At 61.3% G+C, this 18568-nt stretch carries 10 protein-coding genes; 4 read left to right on the top strand and 6 right to left on the bottom strand.

Annotated elements, in window-relative coordinates:
* Position 1: 1 nt before the first annotated feature.
* Entirely contained in the window at positions 2–1036 is a 1035-nt protein-coding gene (gene waaF / locus CER19_RS09495; protein ID WP_116666232.1) for a lipopolysaccharide heptosyltransferase II, read from the bottom strand.
* A 221-nt stretch (positions 1037–1257) separates the two neighbouring features.
* A complete protein-coding gene (glnE, locus tag CER19_RS09490; RefSeq protein ID WP_116666231.1) occupies positions 1258–4197 on the bottom strand; it encodes a bifunctional [glutamate--ammonia ligase]-adenylyl-L-tyrosine phosphorylase/[glutamate--ammonia-ligase] adenylyltransferase in 2940 nt (979 codons plus the stop codon).
* A 383-nt stretch (positions 4198–4580) separates the two neighbouring features.
* On the opposite strand from glnE, the gene aceE reads away from it, so the two are divergent.
* From aceE to msrA, 4 genes are all read left to right on the top strand, one after another.
* Positions 4581–7226, top strand: a complete 2646-nt coding sequence (gene aceE, locus CER19_RS09485; RefSeq protein WP_116666230.1) for a pyruvate dehydrogenase (acetyl-transferring), homodimeric type — start codon at positions 4581–4583, stop codon at positions 7224–7226.
* A gap of 11 nt (positions 7227–7237) precedes the next feature.
* Entirely contained in the window at positions 7238–8881 is a 1644-nt protein-coding gene (aceF, locus tag CER19_RS09480; RefSeq protein WP_116666229.1) for a dihydrolipoyllysine-residue acetyltransferase, read from the top strand.
* A 414-nt stretch (positions 8882–9295) separates the two neighbouring features.
* Positions 9296–11989 (top strand): bifunctional diguanylate cyclase/phosphodiesterase, encoded by a 2694-nt coding sequence (locus tag CER19_RS09475; RefSeq protein ID WP_116666228.1) that lies wholly within the window; start codon positions 9296–9298, stop codon positions 11987–11989.
* Between the two features lie 72 nt (positions 11990–12061).
* Positions 12062–12709 carry a peptide-methionine (S)-S-oxide reductase MsrA gene (msrA, locus tag CER19_RS09470; protein WP_034134734.1) on the top strand — a complete coding sequence of 216 codons (648 nt, stop codon included), beginning with the start codon at positions 12062–12064 and terminating at the stop codon, positions 12707–12709.
* A 136-nt stretch (positions 12710–12845) separates the two neighbouring features.
* Here msrA and CER19_RS09465 read toward each other — a convergent pair whose 3' ends face one another.
* The 4 genes from CER19_RS09465 to putP all read right to left on the bottom strand — a co-directional run bounded on the left by CER19_RS09465 (position 12846) and on the right by putP (position 18227).
* Positions 12846–13682, bottom strand: a complete 837-nt coding sequence (locus tag CER19_RS09465; RefSeq protein ID WP_032893901.1) for a 23S rRNA (adenine(2030)-N(6))-methyltransferase RlmJ — start codon at positions 13680–13682, stop codon at positions 12846–12848.
* A 97-nt stretch (positions 13683–13779) separates the two neighbouring features.
* Positions 13780–14505, bottom strand: a complete 726-nt coding sequence (locus CER19_RS09460; RefSeq protein WP_116666227.1) for a DUF4123 domain-containing protein — start codon at positions 14503–14505, stop codon at positions 13780–13782.
* Entirely contained in the window at positions 14505–16526 is a 2022-nt protein-coding gene (gene tssI / locus CER19_RS09455) for a type VI secretion system tip protein TssI/VgrG (protein ID WP_116666226.1), read from the bottom strand. Before tssI ends, CER19_RS09460 begins: the two co-directional genes overlap by 1 nt.
* 216 nt (positions 16527–16742) lie before the next feature.
* Positions 16743–18227 (bottom strand): sodium/proline symporter PutP, encoded by a 1485-nt coding sequence (gene putP, locus CER19_RS09450; protein ID WP_116666225.1) that lies wholly within the window; start codon positions 18225–18227, stop codon positions 16743–16745.
* Positions 18228–18568: the final 341 nt, after the last annotated feature.

The raw sequence follows: 18568 nt of genomic DNA, 5'->3' as shown, positions 1-18568 counted from the left end.
CTCAATGAACCTCGACCACGTCGCCCTGCAAACGCTGCAGGGCATCGGTTACCGGCTGGGGCAGCAACTGGCGCAGGCAATTGTAGTGACCGAAACGGCAGGTACGGTCAAAGCACGGGCTGCAATCCAGGCCCAGGCGTACCACTTCGACCTTGTCGGCCAACGGCGGAGTGAAGCCTGGGGATGTGGAGCCGTACACGGCCACCAGCGGACGGTTCAGCGCCGCCGCCACATGCATCAGGCCGGAATCGTTGGACACCACCGAGTCAGCGCACGACAACAGGTCGATGGCCTCGGCCAGGGACGTGTCGCCACTGAGGTTCACCGCCTCTTCACGCAGACCGGGGATCAGGCGCTGACGAATGTCTTCACCCACCGAATGATCGTTCTTGGAGCCGAACAACCACACCTGCCAGCCTTCGCGGATCTTCGTCTCGGCGACTTTGGCGTAATGCTCCGACGGCCAGCGCTTGGACTCGCCAAATTCGGCGCCCGGGCACAAGGCCAATACGGGCCGATCCAGGGTCAGGCCGAACTTGGCCAGTGCCGCGTCGCGGGTCACCGGGTCGATCTGCAAGCTGGGGCGCGGGTACGGCTTGGGCAGTTCAGCGCCCGGCTCGTGGGCCAAAGCCATAAAGCGTTCGATCATCAACGGGTAACGGGCTTTATCCAGGGTGCGCACGTCATTGAGCAGCACATAGCGAAACTCGCCGCGCCAGCCGGTGCGCTTGGGGATACCGGCAAAGTACGGCACCAGCGCCGACTTCAGCGAGTTAGGCAGCAAGATTGCTTGGTCGTACTGGCCGGCCATGGACTTGCCGATGCGTCGGCGGGGCGCCAGCTCCAGGGCGCCGTGGCCGAGCGGAAAGCTCAAGGCCTTGCGCACCTCGGGCATGCGCTCAAGGATCGGCCGGCTCCACTCAGGGGCGAGCACGTCGATCTGGCAGTCTGGATAGCGCAGGCGCAGGCACTGAAACAGTGTCTGTGCCATCACCATGTCACCGACCCAACTGGGCCCAACGATCAGAATATTCATGTAGTTTCCACAAACGATGCGGGGAGGCCTATCCCCCCCCGCCTCGATAATGACTGTAGATCGCGGTGCGCCAGGGAGCATCTTTATGTGGGCGCTGGCTTGCCTGCGATTGCATCACCTCGGTATCACTGATAAACCGAGGCGCCTGCATCGCGGGCAAGCCCGGCTCCCACATTAATCCGCATCCCATATAAAAATTGGCGTCGCCAATCAGTCGAGTTTCAATTTAAGCCCAGCGCTTGCCAGATTCGCATCACCTGTCGCCGCTCGTCGGCGAACTGATCCCCGGCTACCGTACCGGCCTCGTTCTGCAAAGCCTGGCGGTGCGCGGCTGAGCGGTAGGCCTTGTACACCTCACGCAGCAAATGGGCATCGGCGGCGGGCATCAGCCCGACCTGCTCCAGGCCCTCCAGAATGCGGATATTGTCGGTGTAGCGCAGCAACGATGGATGTTGCGCAGACCACGCCAAAGCCGCGTATTGCACCATAAATTCAATATCGACGATACCTCCGGCGTCCTGCTTGAGGTCGAACAGCGCCGTGGCCTCGAAGGCATTGGCGCCCCTGCCGGCCGTCGTGGCCTTGGTGCCCAGGTTGTCACGCATCTTGGCACGCATCTCGCTGACCTCCTGGCGCAGCTTCTCCAAGTCCCGTTCACGCCCCAACACGTTAGCCCGTACCTGCTCGAACGCCTGGCCCACATCCTGGCTGCCCACCAGCACCCGCGCGCGGATCAGGGCCTGATGTTCCCAGGTCCAGGCTTCATTTTGTTGATAGCGATCAAACGCACCCAGAGAACTCACCAACAAGCCGGATGCGCCGGAAGGTCGCAGGCGCATGTCCACTTCATACAGCTGGCCGGAGTTGGTCTGGGTGGTCAGCAGGTGAATGATGCGCTGGCCCAGGCGTGTAAAGAACTGCGCGCCATCGATCGGCTTGGCACCGTCCGTCTCGGCCTGGGGGTCGCCGTCATGGATAAACACCAGGTCCAGGTCCGAACCATGCCCCAGTTCGATGCCGCCGACTTTCCCATAACCGACAATGATGAACCCAGGATCGCACAGGGTGCCGTCCAGTCGCTGCGGCGAGCCGTGACGGGCGACCGTCTGGCGCCAGGCCAGGGCCAGCACTTGTTCAAGAATGGCTTCGGCCAGCCAGGTGAGGTAGTCGCTGACTTTCATCAACGGCAGGCTGCCAGCGATTTCGGAAGCGGCCACCCGCAGGCGGTGCGCCAGTTTGAAATGGCGCAAGGCTTCCATTTGTTGCTCAAGGTCATCTTCGGGAATGCGCGTGAGGCGCTCGCGCAACTCCGCGGCCAGTTCCGGCGCCAGCGGCGGCTTGAACAAGCGGCCTTCGTTGAGCAACTCATCCAGCAACAGCGGGAAACGGGTGATCTGTTCGGCGATCCACGGGCTGGCCGCGCACAATGTCAGCAGGCGACGCAGGGCGTCGGGGTTCTCGGTCAGCAACACCAGGTAGGCCGAACGCCGGGCCACGGCTTCCACCAGCGGCAACACACGCTCCAGCACCAGGTCCGGGTTGGCATGTTCAACGGCCTGGGCCAGCAGGCGTGGGATAAACGCATCCAGGCGCTCACGCCCCAGGCGCTGCATGGCGCGCAACTGCGGGCTGGCACGCAGGCTGGCCAAGGCCTTGAGGGCCTTGGGGGCATCGGTGAAACCGCCTTCACTCAGTTGGCGGCACGCAGCGTCGTCATCCTGGGATTCCTCCCACAGTGGCAACCATTCACCACCGACCACTAATTCGCTTTCTTCGCCCTCTTCTTCATCAGGATCGGCAATCACTTGGCGAAAGTGCCAGTCCACGCGACCACGCCAGTACATCAGGCGCTCATGGAACGCCGCCCAGTCACCAAAGCCCAACATAAAGGCAATGCGCGCCTGGTCTTCGGGGCTGTCCGGCAGCATTTGCGTCTGACGGTCGGCAATCGCCTGGATCGCATGTTCGGTGTAGCGCAGGAACTCGTAACCACTGCGCAGCTCGCTGATCACCGCCGCAGGCAAATAACCCTGGCCTTCCAGCGTGCCCAGCACGTTCAACAGCGGGCGTTGCTGCAGGCTGAGGTCGCGGCCGCCATGGATCAGCTGGAATGCCTGGGCGATAAATTCCACCTCACGAATGCCGCCCGCGCCCAGCTTGATATTGTCGGCCATGCCCTTGCGCCGCACTTCCTGCTGGATCAGTTGCTTCATGGTGCGCAGCGCTTCAATGGCCGAGAAGTCCAGATAACGGCGATAGACAAACGGGCGCAGCATGTCGAGCAGTTGCGCGCCAGCCACCTGGTCGCCGGCCACCACCCGCGCCTTGATCATGGCGTAGCGCTCCCAGTCCCGGCCCTGGTCCTGATAGTACTGCTCCAGCGCGTTGAAGCTCAGCACCAGGGCGCCGGCCGAACCGTAGGGGCGCAGGCGCATGTCGACACGGAAGACAAAACCGTCGACGGTCATCGGGTCCAGGGCCTTGATCAGTTTTTGACCCAGGCGAATAAAGAACTCCTGATTATCCAGGGCGCGCTTCACGCCCACCGTTTCACCGCCTTCGGGATACGCGAAAATCAAGTCGATATCCGACGACAGGTTCAGCTCCACCGCTCCGAGCTTGCCCATGCCGAGGATGACCATGTGCTGTGCCTCGCCGCTGCGTGCGCCGGTCGGCGTGCCGAACTGGGCGCAGTGGCGCTGGTACAGCCATTGATAGGCCTGGTCGATGCAGGCGTCGGCCATGTCGGACAGATCGCGACAGGTTTGCACCAGGTCGGCCTGGCGTGTGAGGTCGCGCCAGATGATGCGCACCTGCTGGCGCGTGCGTTGGCGGCGCAGCACACGGCCCAGCTCATCTTCTGTTTCGGCCTGTTGCACGGCACCGGCTATCTGGCTGCATAGCTCGCCGGGCGCAAAACCGCGGTCCAGCTCGCCCCAAGCCACCAGCTCCAGCAACATCAAAGGGTCACGAACACTCTGTTCAATGACGAAATCACTGGCAGCGCACACGCGGGCGAAGTCCGCCCACCGTTGCGGCGTCCACGCAGAAAGGCCATGATCGTCGTCCAGCGCGGCCACCGCGTCACGAAATGACTGCTCGGCCCGGTGGGCGTAAGGCAACAGAATGGCCGGCAGTGCGGCCAGCGTTGGAAGGCTCATGGTCTATCCTTGATCGGCGTGTAAATGGCGTGTAGTTGTGAAGGCAAGAGCCATGCTCGGTGAAGGACTGTCGAACAAAGGTTATAAATAGCTGAAATTAAATTAATCTTGGCAGGCAACATCAAAGTTTCACCTTTTCTTGTTCGCAATAGACCAACAATAACGATTATGCTCACCAGCAAGACCGAGCCATACGCTCAGTCTTGTGTAGTTTTACTACTCGTATATACATTCGAAAGGCTGAAATGGCCGACGATTTGTAGTAAAACTACAGGACGCCGAAGCAACCTTCGGCCATCCAAGAATTTATGTCGTCTGCCCACAAGGCCAGTCGCAAACTTCAGGCAACCGATTCTGGTAGCCTTTCCGCCCTGGAGCAAGCCATGCAAGACCTCGATCCCGTCGAAACCCAGGAATGGCTGGACGCCCTGGAATCGGTTCTCGACAAAGAAGGCGAAGACCGTGCTCACTACCTGATGACCCGTATGGGCGAACTCGCGACCCGCAGCGGCTCGCAACTGCCATACGCCATCACTACGCCATACCGCAACACCATCCCCGTTACCCACGAAGCACGCATGCCTGGCGACCTGTTCATGGAACGCCGCATTCGCTCGCTGGTACGTTGGAACGCCATGGCGATGGTAATGCGCACGAACTTGAAAGATTCGGACCTGGGCGGTCACATCTCCAGCTTCGCTTCCAGCGCAACCCTGTATGACATCGGCTTCAACTACTTCTTCCAGGCCCCGACCGACGAACACGGCGGCGACCTGATCTACTTCCAGGGCCACACCTCGCCAGGCGTCTACGCCCGTGCGTTCATGGAAGGTCGCATCAGCGAAGAACAAATGAACAACTTCCGCCAGGAAGTCGACGGTCAGGGCCTGTCGTCCTACCCGCACCCTTGGCTGATGCCTGACTTCTGGCAGTTCCCGACCGTTTCCATGGGTCTGGGCCCGATCCAGGCGATCTACCAGGCACGCTTCATGAAGTACCTGGAAGCCCGTGGTTTCATCCCTGAAGGCAAGCAGAAAGTCTGGTGCTTCCTGGGCGACGGCGAGTGCGACGAGCCGGAATCCCTGGGCGCCATCTCCCTGGCCGGCCGCGAGAAGCTCGACAACCTGATCTTCGTCATCAACTGCAACCTGCAGCGCCTCGACGGCCCGGTTCGCGGCAATGGCAAGATCATCCAGGAACTCGAAGGTGTGTTCCGCGGCGCTCAGTGGAACGTGACCAAAGTCATCTGGGGCCGTTTCTGGGACCCACTGCTGGCCAAGGACGTCGACGGTATCCTGCAACGTCGCATGGACGAAGTCATCGACGGCGAGTACCAGAACTACAAAGCCAAAGACGGCGCGTTCGTTCGCGAGCACTTCTTCAACACGCCTGAACTCAAGGCGATGGTTGCCGACCTGTCCGACGACGAGATCTGGAAGCTCAACCGTGGCGGCCACGACCCGTACAAGGTCTACGCGGCGTACCACGAAGCGGTCAACCACAAAGAACAACCCACCGTCATCCTGGCCAAGACCATCAAGGGTTATGGCACCGGTGCCGGCGAAGCGAAGAACACCGCGCACAACACCAAGAAAGTCGATGTCGACAGCCTGAAGTTGTTCCGCGACCGCTTCGACATTCCGGTCAAGGACGAAGAGCTGGAGAACCTGCCGTTCTTCAAGCCAGAGCCAAACAGCGCCGAAGCCCGCTACCTGAGCGAGCGTCGCAGTGCACTGGGCGGTTTCGTGCCACAGCGCCGCGCCAACAGCTTCAGCGTACCGACGCCAGACCTGAGCACCCTCAAGGCTATCCTTGACGGCTCGGGCGACCGTGAAATCTCCACCACCATGGCCTTCGTGCGTATTCTTGCGCAGCTGGTCAAGGACAAGGAAATCGGCCCGCGCATCGTCCCGATCATCCCGGACGAAGCCCGTACCTTCGGTATGGAAGGCATGTTCCGTCAGTTGGGCATCTACTCCTCCGTCGGCCAGCTCTACGAGCCAGTCGATAAAGACCAGGTGATGTTCTACAAGGAAGACAAGAAGGGCCAGATCCTCGAAGAAGGCATCAACGAAGCAGGCGCCATGAGCTCCTTCATCGCTGCCGGTACTTCGTACTCCAGCCACAACCAGCCAATGCTGCCGTTCTACATTTTCTACTCGATGTTCGGCTTCCAGCGTATCGGCGACCTGGCCTGGGCCGCTGGCGACAGCCGCACCCGTGGCTTCCTGATCGGCGGCACCGCCGGCCGTACCACGCTGAACGGCGAAGGCCTGCAACACGAAGACGGTCACAGCCACATCCTGGCTGCCACCATCCCGAACTGCCGCACCTTTGATCCAACCTACGGCTATGAGCTGGCGGTGATCATCCAGGACGGCATGAAGAAGATGACCGAAGAGCAGCAGGACGTTTTCTACTACATCACCGTGATGAACGAGTCCTACCAGCAGCCAGCCATGCCGGCCGGTGTAGAGGAAGGCATCATCAAGGGCATGTACCTGCTCGAAGAAGACACCAAGGAAGCGGCGCACCACGTACAGCTGATGGGCTCCGGCACCATCCTGCGTGAAGTGCGTGAAGCGGCGAAGATCCTGCGTGACGAGTTCAACGTAGGTGCCGACGTATGGAGCGTTACCAGCTTCAACGAACTGCGCCGCGACGGCCTGGCCGTGGAACGCAGCAACCGCCTGCACCCTGGCCAGAAGCCAGCCAAGAGCTACGTTGAAGAGTGCCTGGCCGGCCGTAAAGGTCCAGTCATTGCCTCTACCGACTACATGAAACTGTTTGCTGAACAAATTCGCCAGTGGGTCCCGTCCAAGGAATTCAAAGTCCTGGGCACCGATGGTTTCGGCCGCAGTGACAGCCGCAAGAAGCTGCGTCACTTCTTCGAAGTCGACCGTCACTTCGTGGTGTTGGCAGCCCTGGAAGCCTTGGCTGACCGTGGTGAGATCGAACCCAAGGTGGTGGCTGACGCTATCGTCAAGTTCGGGATCAACCCGGAAAAACGCAACCCACTGGACTGCTGAGGAGATTTTTTGTGAGCGAACTCATTCGCGTACCTGACATCGGCAGCGGTGAAGGTGAAGTAATCGAGCTGTTTGTGAAGGTCGGCGACACCGTCGAAGCCGACCAGAGCATCCTGACCCTGGAGTCGGACAAGGCGAGCATGGAAATCCCTGCTCCCAAGGCCGGCGTGGTCAAGAGCCTGAAAGTGAAGCTGGGCGACCGCCTGAAAGAAGGCGACGAACTGCTGGAGCTGGAAATCGAAGGCGCTGCTGATGCAGCCCCTGCGGCCGCCGCCCCGGCCGCCGCTGCCCCCGCACCTGCTGCTGAAAAGCCTGCCGCTGCCGAGGCTGCTGCACCGGCTGCTGCACCTGCCGCCGCCACCGTCCAGGACATTCACGTCCCGGACATCGGCTCGTCGGGCAAGGCCAAGATCATCGAGCTGCTGGTCAAGGTCGGCGACACCGTCGAAGCCGACCAGTCGCTGATCACCCTGGAGTCCGACAAGGCCTCCATGGAGATCCCATCGCCGGCTGCCGGCGTAGTGGAAAGCATCGCGGTCAAGCTGGAAGACGAAGTCGGCACTGGTGACTTCATCCTCAAGCTGAAAGTACAAGGGGCTGCCCCAGCAGCCGCTCCAGCACCGGCGGCTGCTCCGGCTGCCAAGGCTGAAGCCGCTCCGGCCGCTGCTGCCCCAGCACCTGCTGCAAAAGCCGAGGCCACACCGGCCCCTGCGGCTGCCGCACCTGCGCCAAGCGGTGCCAAGGTGCACGCCGGCCCAGCCGTGCGTCAGCTGGCCCGTGAATTCGGCGTCGAGCTGAGCGCTGTTGCAGCCAGCGGCCCTCACGGTCGTGTGCTGAAGGAAGACGTGCAGGTCTACGTCAAAGCCATGATGCAAAAAGCCAAGGAAGCTCCGGCTGCCGGCGGCGCTACCGGTGGTTCGGGCATTCCGCCGATCCGTACCGTGGATTTCAGCCGTTTCGGCGAAATCGAAGAAGTGCCGATGACCCGCCTGATGCAAATCGGCGCGGCAGGCCTGCACGCCAGCTGGCTGAACATCCCGCACGTGACTCAATTCGACCAGGCCGATATCACCGACCTGGAAGCGTTCCGCGTTGCGCAGAAAGCCGTGGCCGAGAAGGCCGGCGTGAAGCTGACCGTACTGCCACTGCTGCTCAAGGCCTGCGCGCACCTGCTCAAGGAACTGCCGGACTTCAACAGCTCGCTGGCGCCAAGCGGCAAGGCGATCATTCGCAAGAAGTACGTCAACATCGGCTTTGCCGTCGACACTCCGGATGGCCTGCTGGTACCGGTCATCAAGAACGTCGATCAGAAGAGCCTGCTGCAACTGGCTGGCGAAGCGGCTGCGCTGGCTGCCAAGGCCCGCGACAAGAAGCTCACCCCGGACGACATGCAGGGCGCCTGCTTCACCATCTCCAGCCTCGGCCACATTGGCGGCACTGGCTTCACGCCAATCGTCAACGCGCCAGAAGTGGCGATCCTGGGTGTGTCCAAGGCCACCATCCAGCCTGTGTGGGACGGCAAAGCGTTCCAACCCAAGCTGATGCTGCCACTGTCGCTGTCCTACGATCACCGCGTGATCAACGGCGCCGCGGCTGCGCGCTTCACCCAGCGCCTCAGCCAGCTGCTGAACGACATCCGCACCATCCTGCTGTAAGTCACAGGGCTTTCCTGTTACCGGGAAGGCCCTTGCCACACCGATTTCCGAGCGCCACGCTCGTCCCTCACCCCCGCCACTTGGCGGGGCTTTTTTTGCCTGTTTTTTCTGTAGGAGCGAGCTTGCTGTGGCGAGGGTGCTTGCTCCCGCTGGGGCGCGAAGCGCTCCCAAGTTTTTGGGGCCGCTACGCAGCCCAGCGCAAGCAAGCTTGCTCGCCACACGCGACCGTACCTGCGTCAACGCACCACCGATCACCCCAATTACAGAAATCCCTCGCGCGGCCGATAACAGGCTATAGCACTTAGCCTTCATCCTCTCTTGTCACTGCGTGCTGCATGATGCAACCTTGCCGCAGTCGACAGTCAAGAGGGCGTGAGCCCAGCGCAGTGCGCATTTTCCCAAGCGAGTTTCCCCATGAAAAGCCAACCCGATGTCGCCCGTATGGCGGCCGAGGTAGTGACGCAATTACCGGTGCCTTCGCGCCTCGGTATGTTGCGTTTCGAGCGGCTTAATGAGGCAAGCTGGGCCCTGCTCTACCTCGATCCCAATTGCGAACGCCAGTTCGGCCTGCCGGCGGTTGAACTCTGCGCCTTGATCGGCACGCCCTACGCCAGCCTGATGGAACCCCAGGCGCGCTACCAGTTGCACGATGCGATCCAGCAACAACTGGCCCACAGCCCCCATTATCTGGTGCGCTATACCCTGCACACCCATGACGGCCCGCTGAGCGTGCTGGAAATGGGCGAGGCCTACAAACAACACAACCGCCACCTGGTGCGCGGCTACCTGATGGTGGTCGAGGGGCTGTTCAGCGAGACCAGCGCGCCCGCCCCGACCGCCGACCTGGAAAACCAGAACAGCCGCCTGCAAATCGCCCTGGAGCTCAACCAGCGAGCGCAGCAAGAACAGTTGCAACACCTGGAGCGGGTACGTGCCCAGCAGGAATTGATCCTGCTGCTGGCGCGCCAACGCTACACCACGCCCAACTCCCTGCAAGAAGCGGCTGAACTGATCACGCGCAGCGCCTGCGACATTTACCAGATCGACTGCGCCAGCATCTGGAACCTCGAAGGCCATCATCTGGTACCGATCTCCGCCTACCACCGCGCCGATCAACAACACCATCTGCCTGAAGCCATTGATGCCAGCGGCTTCCCGGATTACCTGGAAGCCCTGCACTCCAGCCGTGCGATCGATGCCACCCACGCCCTGCGCGACCCACGCACCCGGGAAATGGCCGAAAGCCTGCGCGCCAAGGACATCCACGCGATGCTCGACGCCAGCATCCGTGTCGACGGCCAGGTGGTCGGCGTGCTGTGCCTGGAGCAAGGTGGCAGCCCGCGCGCCTGGCAGTCCGATGAGATCGCGTTCGCCGGCGAGCTGGCAGACCAGTTCGCCCAGGTCATCAACAACCACAACCGCCGTACCGCCACCAGTGCCCTGCATCTGTTCCAGCGGGCGGTGGAACAAAGCGCAAACGCATTTCTGCTGGTCAATTGCGACGGCGTGGTGGAGTACGTCAACCCCAGCTTCACCGCGATTACCCAGTACAGCGCCGAAGAAGTCCACGGCCATCGCCTGGCCCAACTGCCGGCCCTGGAGAACCTCAGCGAATTGCTCTTCGACGCGCCTTCGGCCCTGGCCAAAAGCAACAGCTGGCAAGGTGAGTTCAAGAGCCGCCGCAAAAACCTGGAACCCTACTGGGGCCAGCTGTCGATTTCCAAGGTGTATGGCGACAACCGCGAGTTGACCCACTACATCGGCATCTACGAAGACATCACCCAGACCAAGCTGGCGCAGCAGCGCATCGAACGCCTGGCCTACACCGACAACCTGACCAACCTGGGCAATCGCCCGGCGTTCATTCGCAACCTCGACGAGCGCTTTGCCCGCGACAGCGACAGCCCGATCAGCCTGCTGTTGGTGGATATCGACAACTTCAAGCGCATCAACGACAGCCTCGGCCACCAGACCGGCGACAAGTTGCTGATCAGCCTGGCACGCCGCCTGCGCAACAGCTTGAGCAGCGGCGGCAGCCTCGCACGCTTTGCCAGTAACGAATTCGCGGTGCTGTTGGACGACGCCGACCTTGAGACCGGCCAGCAGGTGGCCAGCCAGTTGCTGACCACCCTCGACAAGCCGATGTTCGTCGACAACCAGCTGATCAGCGTCACCGGTTCCGTGGGCCTGGCCTGCGCGCCGCTGCATGGTCGCGACCCACAAACCCTGATGCGCAACGCCGGGCTGGCCCTGCACAAGGCCAAGGCCAACGGTAAGCACCAGGTACAAGTGTTTACCGAAGCCCTGAATGCCGAGGCCAGCTACAAGCTGTTTGTAGAAAACAACCTGCGCCGTGCCCTGACCCAGAACGAGCTGGACGTGTTCTACCAGCCCAAGCTGTGCCTGCGCAGCGGTCGCCTGCTGGGCATGGAAGCGCTGTTGCGCTGGAACCACCCGGAAAAGGGCATGATCCGCCCCGACCAGTTCATCAGCGTGGCTGAAGAAACCGGGCTGATCATCCCCATCGGCAAATGGATCGCGCGCCAGGCCTGCCGCATGAGCCGGCAATTGACGGCCGCAGGCCTGGGTAACTTGCAGGTGGCCATCAACCTGTCGCCCAAGCAATTCTCCGACCCGGACCTGGTGTCCTCGATTGCCACCATCCTCAAGGAGGAGCAGCTGCCGGCCAACCTGCTGGAGCTGGAGTTGACCGAAGGCTTGCTGCTGGAAGCCACTGAAGATACGCGTCTGCAACTGGACCAGCTCAAGAGCTTCGGCCTGACCCTGGCGATGGACGACTTCGGCACCGGTTACTCGTCGCTGAGCTACTTGAAAAAATTCCCCATCGACATCATTAAGATTGATCGCAGCTTTATCCACGAAATCCCGGACAACCAGGACGACATGGAAATCACCTCGGCGGTGATCGCCATGGCCCACAACCTCAAACTCAAGGTCGTGGCCGAAGGCATCGAGACCGCTGAGCAGTTGGCGTTCCTGCGCCGGCATCGTTGCGACGTGGGCCAGGGCTACCTGTTCGACCGCCCGATCCCCGGTGCCGAGCTGATGCAGAGGCTTAAACGCTACCCGCGCGGGCCAATCGCCTGACAGCGCTGTAACACTCGGGCACACTGGCTGTCTGACAATTTACTGTTACTCAACCTGACGAGAGGACTGATCATGGTCTTGCGCTCGGAAATTCTGGTGAACAAAAACGTGCTGCCTACCCAAGAACAAGCGTTGCCTGGTCGTGAAACCCCAATGAAGTTGCCTGAAACGCACTTCGTCAACGGCAACCCACTGCTGGGCCCGTTCCTGGATGATGTCGGCTTTGCGATCTTCGGCCTGGGCTGCTTCTGGGGCGCAGAACGCAAGTTCTGGCAGCGCGACGGCGTGGTCAGCACCGTGGTCGGCTACGCCGGCGGCTTCACGCCTAACCCGACTTATGAAGAAGTCTGCTCGGGCCTGACCGGCCATAGCGAAGTGGTGCTGGTGGTGTATGACCAGGCCAAGGTGAAATACGAAGACCTGCTGAAGATGTTCTGGGAACTGCACAACCCGACCCAGGGCATGCGCCAGGGCAACGACATCGGCAGCCAGTACCGTTCGGTGATCTACGCCACCACACCTGAGCAACTGGCGGCGGCCAAGGCTAGTGCCCAGGCTTATCAACAAGAGCTGAGCAAGGCCGGCCTGGGTGAGATCACCACGGAAATCGAAGAAGCCCCGACGGTGTACTTCGCCGAGGCGTATCACCAGCAGTACCTGGCGAAGAATCCGCAGGGTTACTGTGGGATCGGCGGCACTGGCGTGACCTGCCCGATCTAGGGAGCAATACAAATAAAATGTGGGAGCGGACTTGCTCGCGAAAGCGGAGTGTCAGTCACTGAATTTGCTGACTGATATACCGTTTTCGCGAGCAAGCCCGCTCCCACATTGGGTCCTGCGTTTGGATTGAGATCGGTTATTCGGCGATGAGCCAATCCATCTGCCAGCCACCTTGGGTCTGGCCCAGTTGCTTGGACAACCATGGCAGCAACTCACGCAGTTCTTCTTCCAACCCCCACGGCGGGTTGGCAATCGCCAGGCCCGAGCCGGTGAGGGTATTGGGCGTGTCCAGCGGATGCACCAGCAACTCCACACGCAGCAATTTCGGCGCACCGGTACCGGCCAGGTCCTGGTAGAAACGGCGCAACATGCGCTGGTCTTTCACCGGGTACCAAATCGCCGCCACCGTCTGGCGCATACGGCTAACGGCCTCCTTGAGGGACGCGGCGCAACGCTGCATTTCGTCGAGCTTTTCAAACGGCGGGTCGATCAGCATCAGCGCGCGCTTTTCCGGCACCGGCAACAAGGCCCGTGGCACATGCCAGCCTTCGCCCAGGTGCACTTTGACGCGGCGATCACCTTTCATGTTGTCCTTGAGCAGCACGCCATCTTCGGGGTGCTTCTCGTTGAGCAGCACACGGTCCTGGGGCCGCGTGAGACGGCGCGCCAGTTCCGGCGAGCCCGGGTAGTAGCGCAACTGGCCATCCGGGTTCATCTCGTGCAGCACGCGCATGTAGTCGGCGGTAAGCGGCGGCAGGTCGCTTGCGCCCCACAGGCGGGCGATGCCTTCCAGGTATTCACCGGTGCGGTTGGCCTGGTCGCCCTGCAAGTCGTACAAGCCAATGCCTGCGTGAGTGTCGAGGTAGGCGAACGGCTGTTCCTTGCGCGACATCAGGGCGATGAGACGGGTCAAGGTCAGGTGTTTGAAGACATCGGCATGGTTGCCGGCGTGAAAGGCGTGACGATAATTCATGGTTGCTCCTGCGCAGGAGGCGAAGTTTACCTTCTACCGACGCAAAGGTGCAGGGCCGCACGGCAGGCGGCACGGATGTCACGCTATCGCCAGGGGCTCAACTGAGTTGCGAGGCAAGGTAATCAGCCAATGCGCCATGGCTGATTTGCGGCCTGCGTGCGAAGTAGGCGACCTTGTGCTGCAAGGTGGCTGGCGCAAACGCAGTGTAGAGGTCAGGGCGCTGCTCCTGGAGCCATTGCAGCAGGTTGTCGACCAGCACCTGTGGTGACTGCTGCGCCATAGGCGTCAGCAACGATGCCGGCACCTGCCACCAGGGGCTGGTGGGGGCCGCGGTGACTGATTTGGGGGCCACCGACAGCGGCTGGCCGTTGATCAAGTAGCGCTGGAACACCGGCAGCACGTGCGCAGCCTCGTCGCCTAACAACTGCAGGATCGGCAAAAGGTGCGCGCCGTCCCAGAAACGCAAAAACACCGGCTGGCTTTCCGGCAGGTACACCTGGGTCAAGCCCTTCAAATGCGCGATCACCACGTCCAGCGGGCTGGAAGAGACCGCCAGCCAGCCCCAATCCGGCGCTTGGGTGGTGGCTATCCAATCGAGAAAGGCACTGCTCGGCTCAACGACGCCAACGTAGGGCATGACCTCATCCCAGTCAGCGTAAGCCGTGCCCGCCCAGATCGGTCGTGGCATCTTTGCGACAGCCGTGGCTTGCCACACGGCGAGCGGCTTGGCGTCGCTGGCATTGCCCAGCACGGCGTACAGCTGTTCATCAGGCTGCAGCGGGTATTGCGCCAGCCAGGCATTGGGCGTCAAGAGCGCGGGCATCAGGACGCACTCCGTGCATGGGCGTCGATGTCACACTGGCCGTTCTTGCAGCGCTCACATTCTTCGCAGAACGGCGCGCTGCGTTTCAGGCTGACCACTTGCGCACGGCTTAACGGCGCGGGCACCACCGCCAATAAAGTCTCGTTCAATCCAGGCATCAACGGCGCCGGTGTCGGGGCAGGCGCGCTGCCGAGCTGAATCGGCACGCTGCTGAAGATCCCGCCCGCTGATAACGTGATCGACTGCCCGCCCGCCTGGATCGTCACGCTGGCACCCGCATCAATGATGATGTTTTGCCCGGCCCCCAGCGCAATGGTCTGCCCGGCACGCATGTGCTGCGAACCGCCAACCACCAGATGGTCATCCTGCTTGAGCTGCGTTAAACGGTTGCCCTGGGTGATGCGCTGCTCTTCGCCCAGCAACTCATGGCGCGACTCGCCGCCCACCTGCACGCGACGCCGGTTGTCGACCTGTACCTGTTGGTCATGCAGCACATGCTGGGTCCAGTCCCGCTGGGCGCGCAGGTAGATTTCTTCGGCGCCCTTGCGGTCCTCGATACGCAGTTCGTTGTAGCCGCCACCGCCAGGGCTGCTCTGGCTACGCCAGAGACTGCGGGTCTTGTCCGCGGGCAGGTCGAGGGGCACAGGTGTGGCAGCGTTGGGCAGGCACCCCACCACCAGCGGCATGTCCATGTCGCCATTGACGAACCCCACCAGCACTTCCATACCGACCCGGGGGATCAGCACCACGCCATAACGGTCATGGGCCCAGCCACTGGCGACCCGCAGCCAGCAACTGGAATGGTCGTTGTGCTCACCGACACGATCCCAGGCCAGTTGCACCTTGACCCGGCCGTACTCGTCACAGTGGACCTCACTGTCAACCGGGCCGGTGACCACCGCGCTTTGATACCCCGACACCGTCGGGCGCGGCGGCTCCGGCAAAGGCGGACGAAACACCGCATCCCATGGCGCGGCGACAAATGTGTTGCGATACCCCTGGCGCAGCTCCCCACCTTCCTCCTCGGTGACCACCTCTTCCAGCACCTGGGGCTGTTTGCCTTCATGGCGCACCTGCGTCACCAGCCACAAATCATTCCAGTCCTCGCGGGGGTGCTCACGCAACTGCAAAAACCGGCCACTGGCCAATGCCGGCTCATCGCCCTGGCCATGGGCACTGCGGTAGTCGCTGCGGTGCCGCTCCAAGCCACGCTGGGCGAGGTACCTGCCATGGGCTCGGTCAGAAAAATTGCCGGGGTAGTGCTGCGTTTCAAGCTTGGGCAAAGACTCATCGACGGCTGCGCTTTCCAGCTCGACATGGGGTTTGCGAAAGTCGTAATCGCGAAGATTCAACGCCGTGGTCCGGGTCGCCAATTGCAAGGTGAAGCGCTTGATCCCAGGGGTATCGGCAACCATTCCCGAACCCGGCCGGTAAGGCGTGGGCTGATCCATCTGGGCAAACACGGTCTGATCATCACCAAACACCAGCAGGTGCCCTTCTGGGGAATGCTGGAAATGATAATGAATCCCCAGCTCGGCACACAGGCGCTGGATGAACGCCAGGTCGCTCTCGCCGAACTGCACGCAATATTCACGCTCAGGGTAATCACCGCTCAACCGGAACTCGAAGCGGTCACTGTGAATCCCCTGCGCGGCCAGCACCTGGGCAACAATCTGCGGCACCGTCTTATGCTGGAAAATACGCTGGTGACTGCTGTGCGCCAGGTACGCCAGATGCGGCGCAAGGCTGAGCTGGTAGCGCGTCAAGCGCCGGCCCGAGTCGCCCTGGGCAACCCGATACACCAGGCCATGAACGCCATGCCCCTGCTCATCGAAGCCCAAGTACACCTGGCGATGCAGCAAGCCCTCCAGGTCGATATCCGGCTGCTCGCAGACCAGCTCAAGTTCAAACCGGTAAGGCTGGCTGATGGCCTCAGTGCCGTTGAATGCGAACACCTTGAAGTCACTGGGCGCCCCATCCAGGGCCAGGGTAAATGCAGGTTGGTTGGCAGGAGCGAACATCCGGTGTTTCTCTGCGAAGGGTGAGCGGCCGATTCTGCACCAGCCGTTCGCCTGGCCGAGCGCTGCGTTGGCAAATAAGTAAGGTCCTACGTGAGCACCACTGGAATCCACAGGCATCAACGGCAATTGCATCAATAAGCCCATATAAAAAAGGCCCAGCGTCCTTGGGACGTGGGCCTTTCTTGTTCGCTCAGCAGGCGTTAAACGCCCAGCGAATTACTTGTTCAGGTTGTAATCTTTTTCCGCAGCATCAAAACGCTCGACCATACCCACCGTCGGTGCGCCCATCTTGCTCACGAAGTAGATCGCCAGGCTGGCGAAGATGAAGCCTGGGATGATTTCGTACAGGCCCAGCAATTCGAAGTGTTTCCACACGATTACGGTGATCGCGCCGACCAGGATGCCGGCCAGTGCGCCGTTGCGGGTCATGTGTTTCCAGATTACCGAGATCAATACCACAGGGCCGAATGCCGCGCCGAAACCGGCCCAGGCGTAGCTGACCAGGCCCAGTACGCGGTTTTCCGGGTTGGCGGCCATGGCGATCGCGATCAAGGCCACTACCAGCACCATGATGCGACCGACCCATACCAGCTCAAGCTGGGAAGCGCCTTTACGCAGGAACGCCTTGTAGAAGTCTTCGGTCAGGGCGCTGGAGCACACCAGCAGTTGGCAGCTCAGGGTGCTCATCACAGCCGCCAGAATGGCCGACAGCAACACACCGGCAACCCATGGGTTGAACAGGATTTTGGCCAGTTCGATAAACACACGCTCTGGGTTTTCAGTTACCGGGCCTGCCACCTCAGGATGCGCCGAGAAGTAGGCGATGCCGAAGAAGCCCACTGCCACGGTACCGCCCAGGCACAGGATCATCCAGGTCATGGAGATGCGACGTGCGTTGGCAATCGACTTCACCGAATCGGCTGCCATGAAACGCGCCAGGATGTGCGGCTGGCCGAAGTAGCCCAGGCCCCAGCCCATCAGCGAGATGATGCCGATGAAGGTGGTGTTTTTCAGCATGTCGAAGCTGGTCGGATCCTTGGCTTCAATGGCCAGGAAGGTGGTGTCTACGCCGCCGGTAGCCAGCAGCACGATGATCGGCGTGAGGATCAGCGCGAAGATCATCAGCGTGGCTTGTACGGTGTCGGTCCAGCTGACTGCCAGGAAACCACCGATGAAGGTGTAGGCAATAGTCGCCGCAGCACCGGCCCACAGCGCGGTCTCGTAGGACATGCCGAAGGTGCTTTCGAACAGGCGGGCGCCGGCGACGATGCCGGAGGCGCAGTAGATGGTGAAGAACACCAGGATCACCACGGCGGAGATGATCCGCAGCAGGCCGCTTTTATCTTCGAAGCGGCTGGAGAAGTAATCCGGCAGGGTCAGGGCGTCGCCGTTGTGTTCGGTCTGCACGCGCAGGCGGCCGGCCACGAACAACCAGTTGAGGTAAGCACCGACGATCAGACCGATGGCAATCCAGCTTTCCGACAGACCGGACATGTAGATCGCGCCCGGCAAGCCCATCAACAGCCAGCCGCTCATGTCGGAGGCACCGGCGGACAAGGCTGTCACCACGCTACCGAGGCTGCGGCCGCCCAGGATGTAATCGGAAAGGTTGTTGGTGGAGCGATAGGCCATCAGGCCGATCAGCACCATTGCTGCGATGTAGATCACGAACGTGATCAAGGTTGGATTACTAACGCTCATAGGAGTGACGCCCTGGCTTTGTTTTTATGTAGCGACGGTCATGGGGACGGCCACCCGTGGATAACCGGATAGACGAACCTGCATGCCGCGCATTTATGACTGGCGTTTCCCCAGGAAAGCCGCCAGCCGATGAACCCACCCTGAGGGTTGGTTGCACCTTGGTGCGCGAATGCTATTCAACAAAGCAAATAAGGTGCAACCAGTTTCTGCCGATTAAGTTGCACCCAAGTGTGTTTTAGGACAAACGCGCTTTTTTTGCTCCTTTTCGGAGCAAGAACAGCCGATCTCAGAAGCAAATGCACCAGCGTGAAGCGGATTCCGTCGTGAGTTTAATTTTTTCC

It is taken from the genome of Pseudomonas sp. GL93, assembly GCF_003408955.1.
In the GTDB taxonomy this organism is placed as follows: domain Bacteria; phylum Pseudomonadota; class Gammaproteobacteria; order Pseudomonadales; family Pseudomonadaceae; genus Aquipseudomonas; species Aquipseudomonas paracarnis.
The sequence above is the reverse complement of the archived record's forward strand: the minus strand, read 5'-3'. Positions and strand labels throughout refer to the sequence as shown.

Coding starts and splice junctions, on each gene's coding strand:
- CER19_RS09465 (WP_032893901.1), bottom strand. CDS start 13,682: ATGAATTATCGTCACGCCTTTCACGCCGGCAACCATGCCGATGTCTTC.
- aceE (WP_116666230.1), top strand. CDS start 4,581: ATGCAAGACCTCGATCCCGTCGAAACCCAGGAATGGCTGGACGCCCTG.
- tssI (WP_116666226.1), bottom strand. CDS start 16,526: ATGTTCGCTCCTGCCAACCAACCTGCATTTACCCTGGCCCTGGATGGG.
- putP (WP_116666225.1), bottom strand. CDS start 18,227: ATGAGCGTTAGTAATCCAACCTTGATCACGTTCGTGATCTACATCGCA.
- msrA (WP_034134734.1), top strand. CDS start 12,062: ATGGTCTTGCGCTCGGAAATTCTGGTGAACAAAAACGTGCTGCCTACC.
- CER19_RS09460 (WP_116666227.1), bottom strand. CDS start 14,505: ATGCCCGCGCTCTTGACGCCCAATGCCTGGCTGGCGCAATACCCGCTG.
- glnE (WP_116666231.1), bottom strand. CDS start 4,197: ATGAGCCTTCCAACGCTGGCCGCACTGCCGGCCATTCTGTTGCCTTAC.
- CER19_RS09475 (WP_116666228.1), top strand. CDS start 9,296: ATGAAAAGCCAACCCGATGTCGCCCGTATGGCGGCCGAGGTAGTGACG.
- waaF (WP_116666232.1), bottom strand. CDS start 1,036: ATGAATATTCTGATCGTTGGGCCCAGTTGGGTCGGTGACATGGTGATG.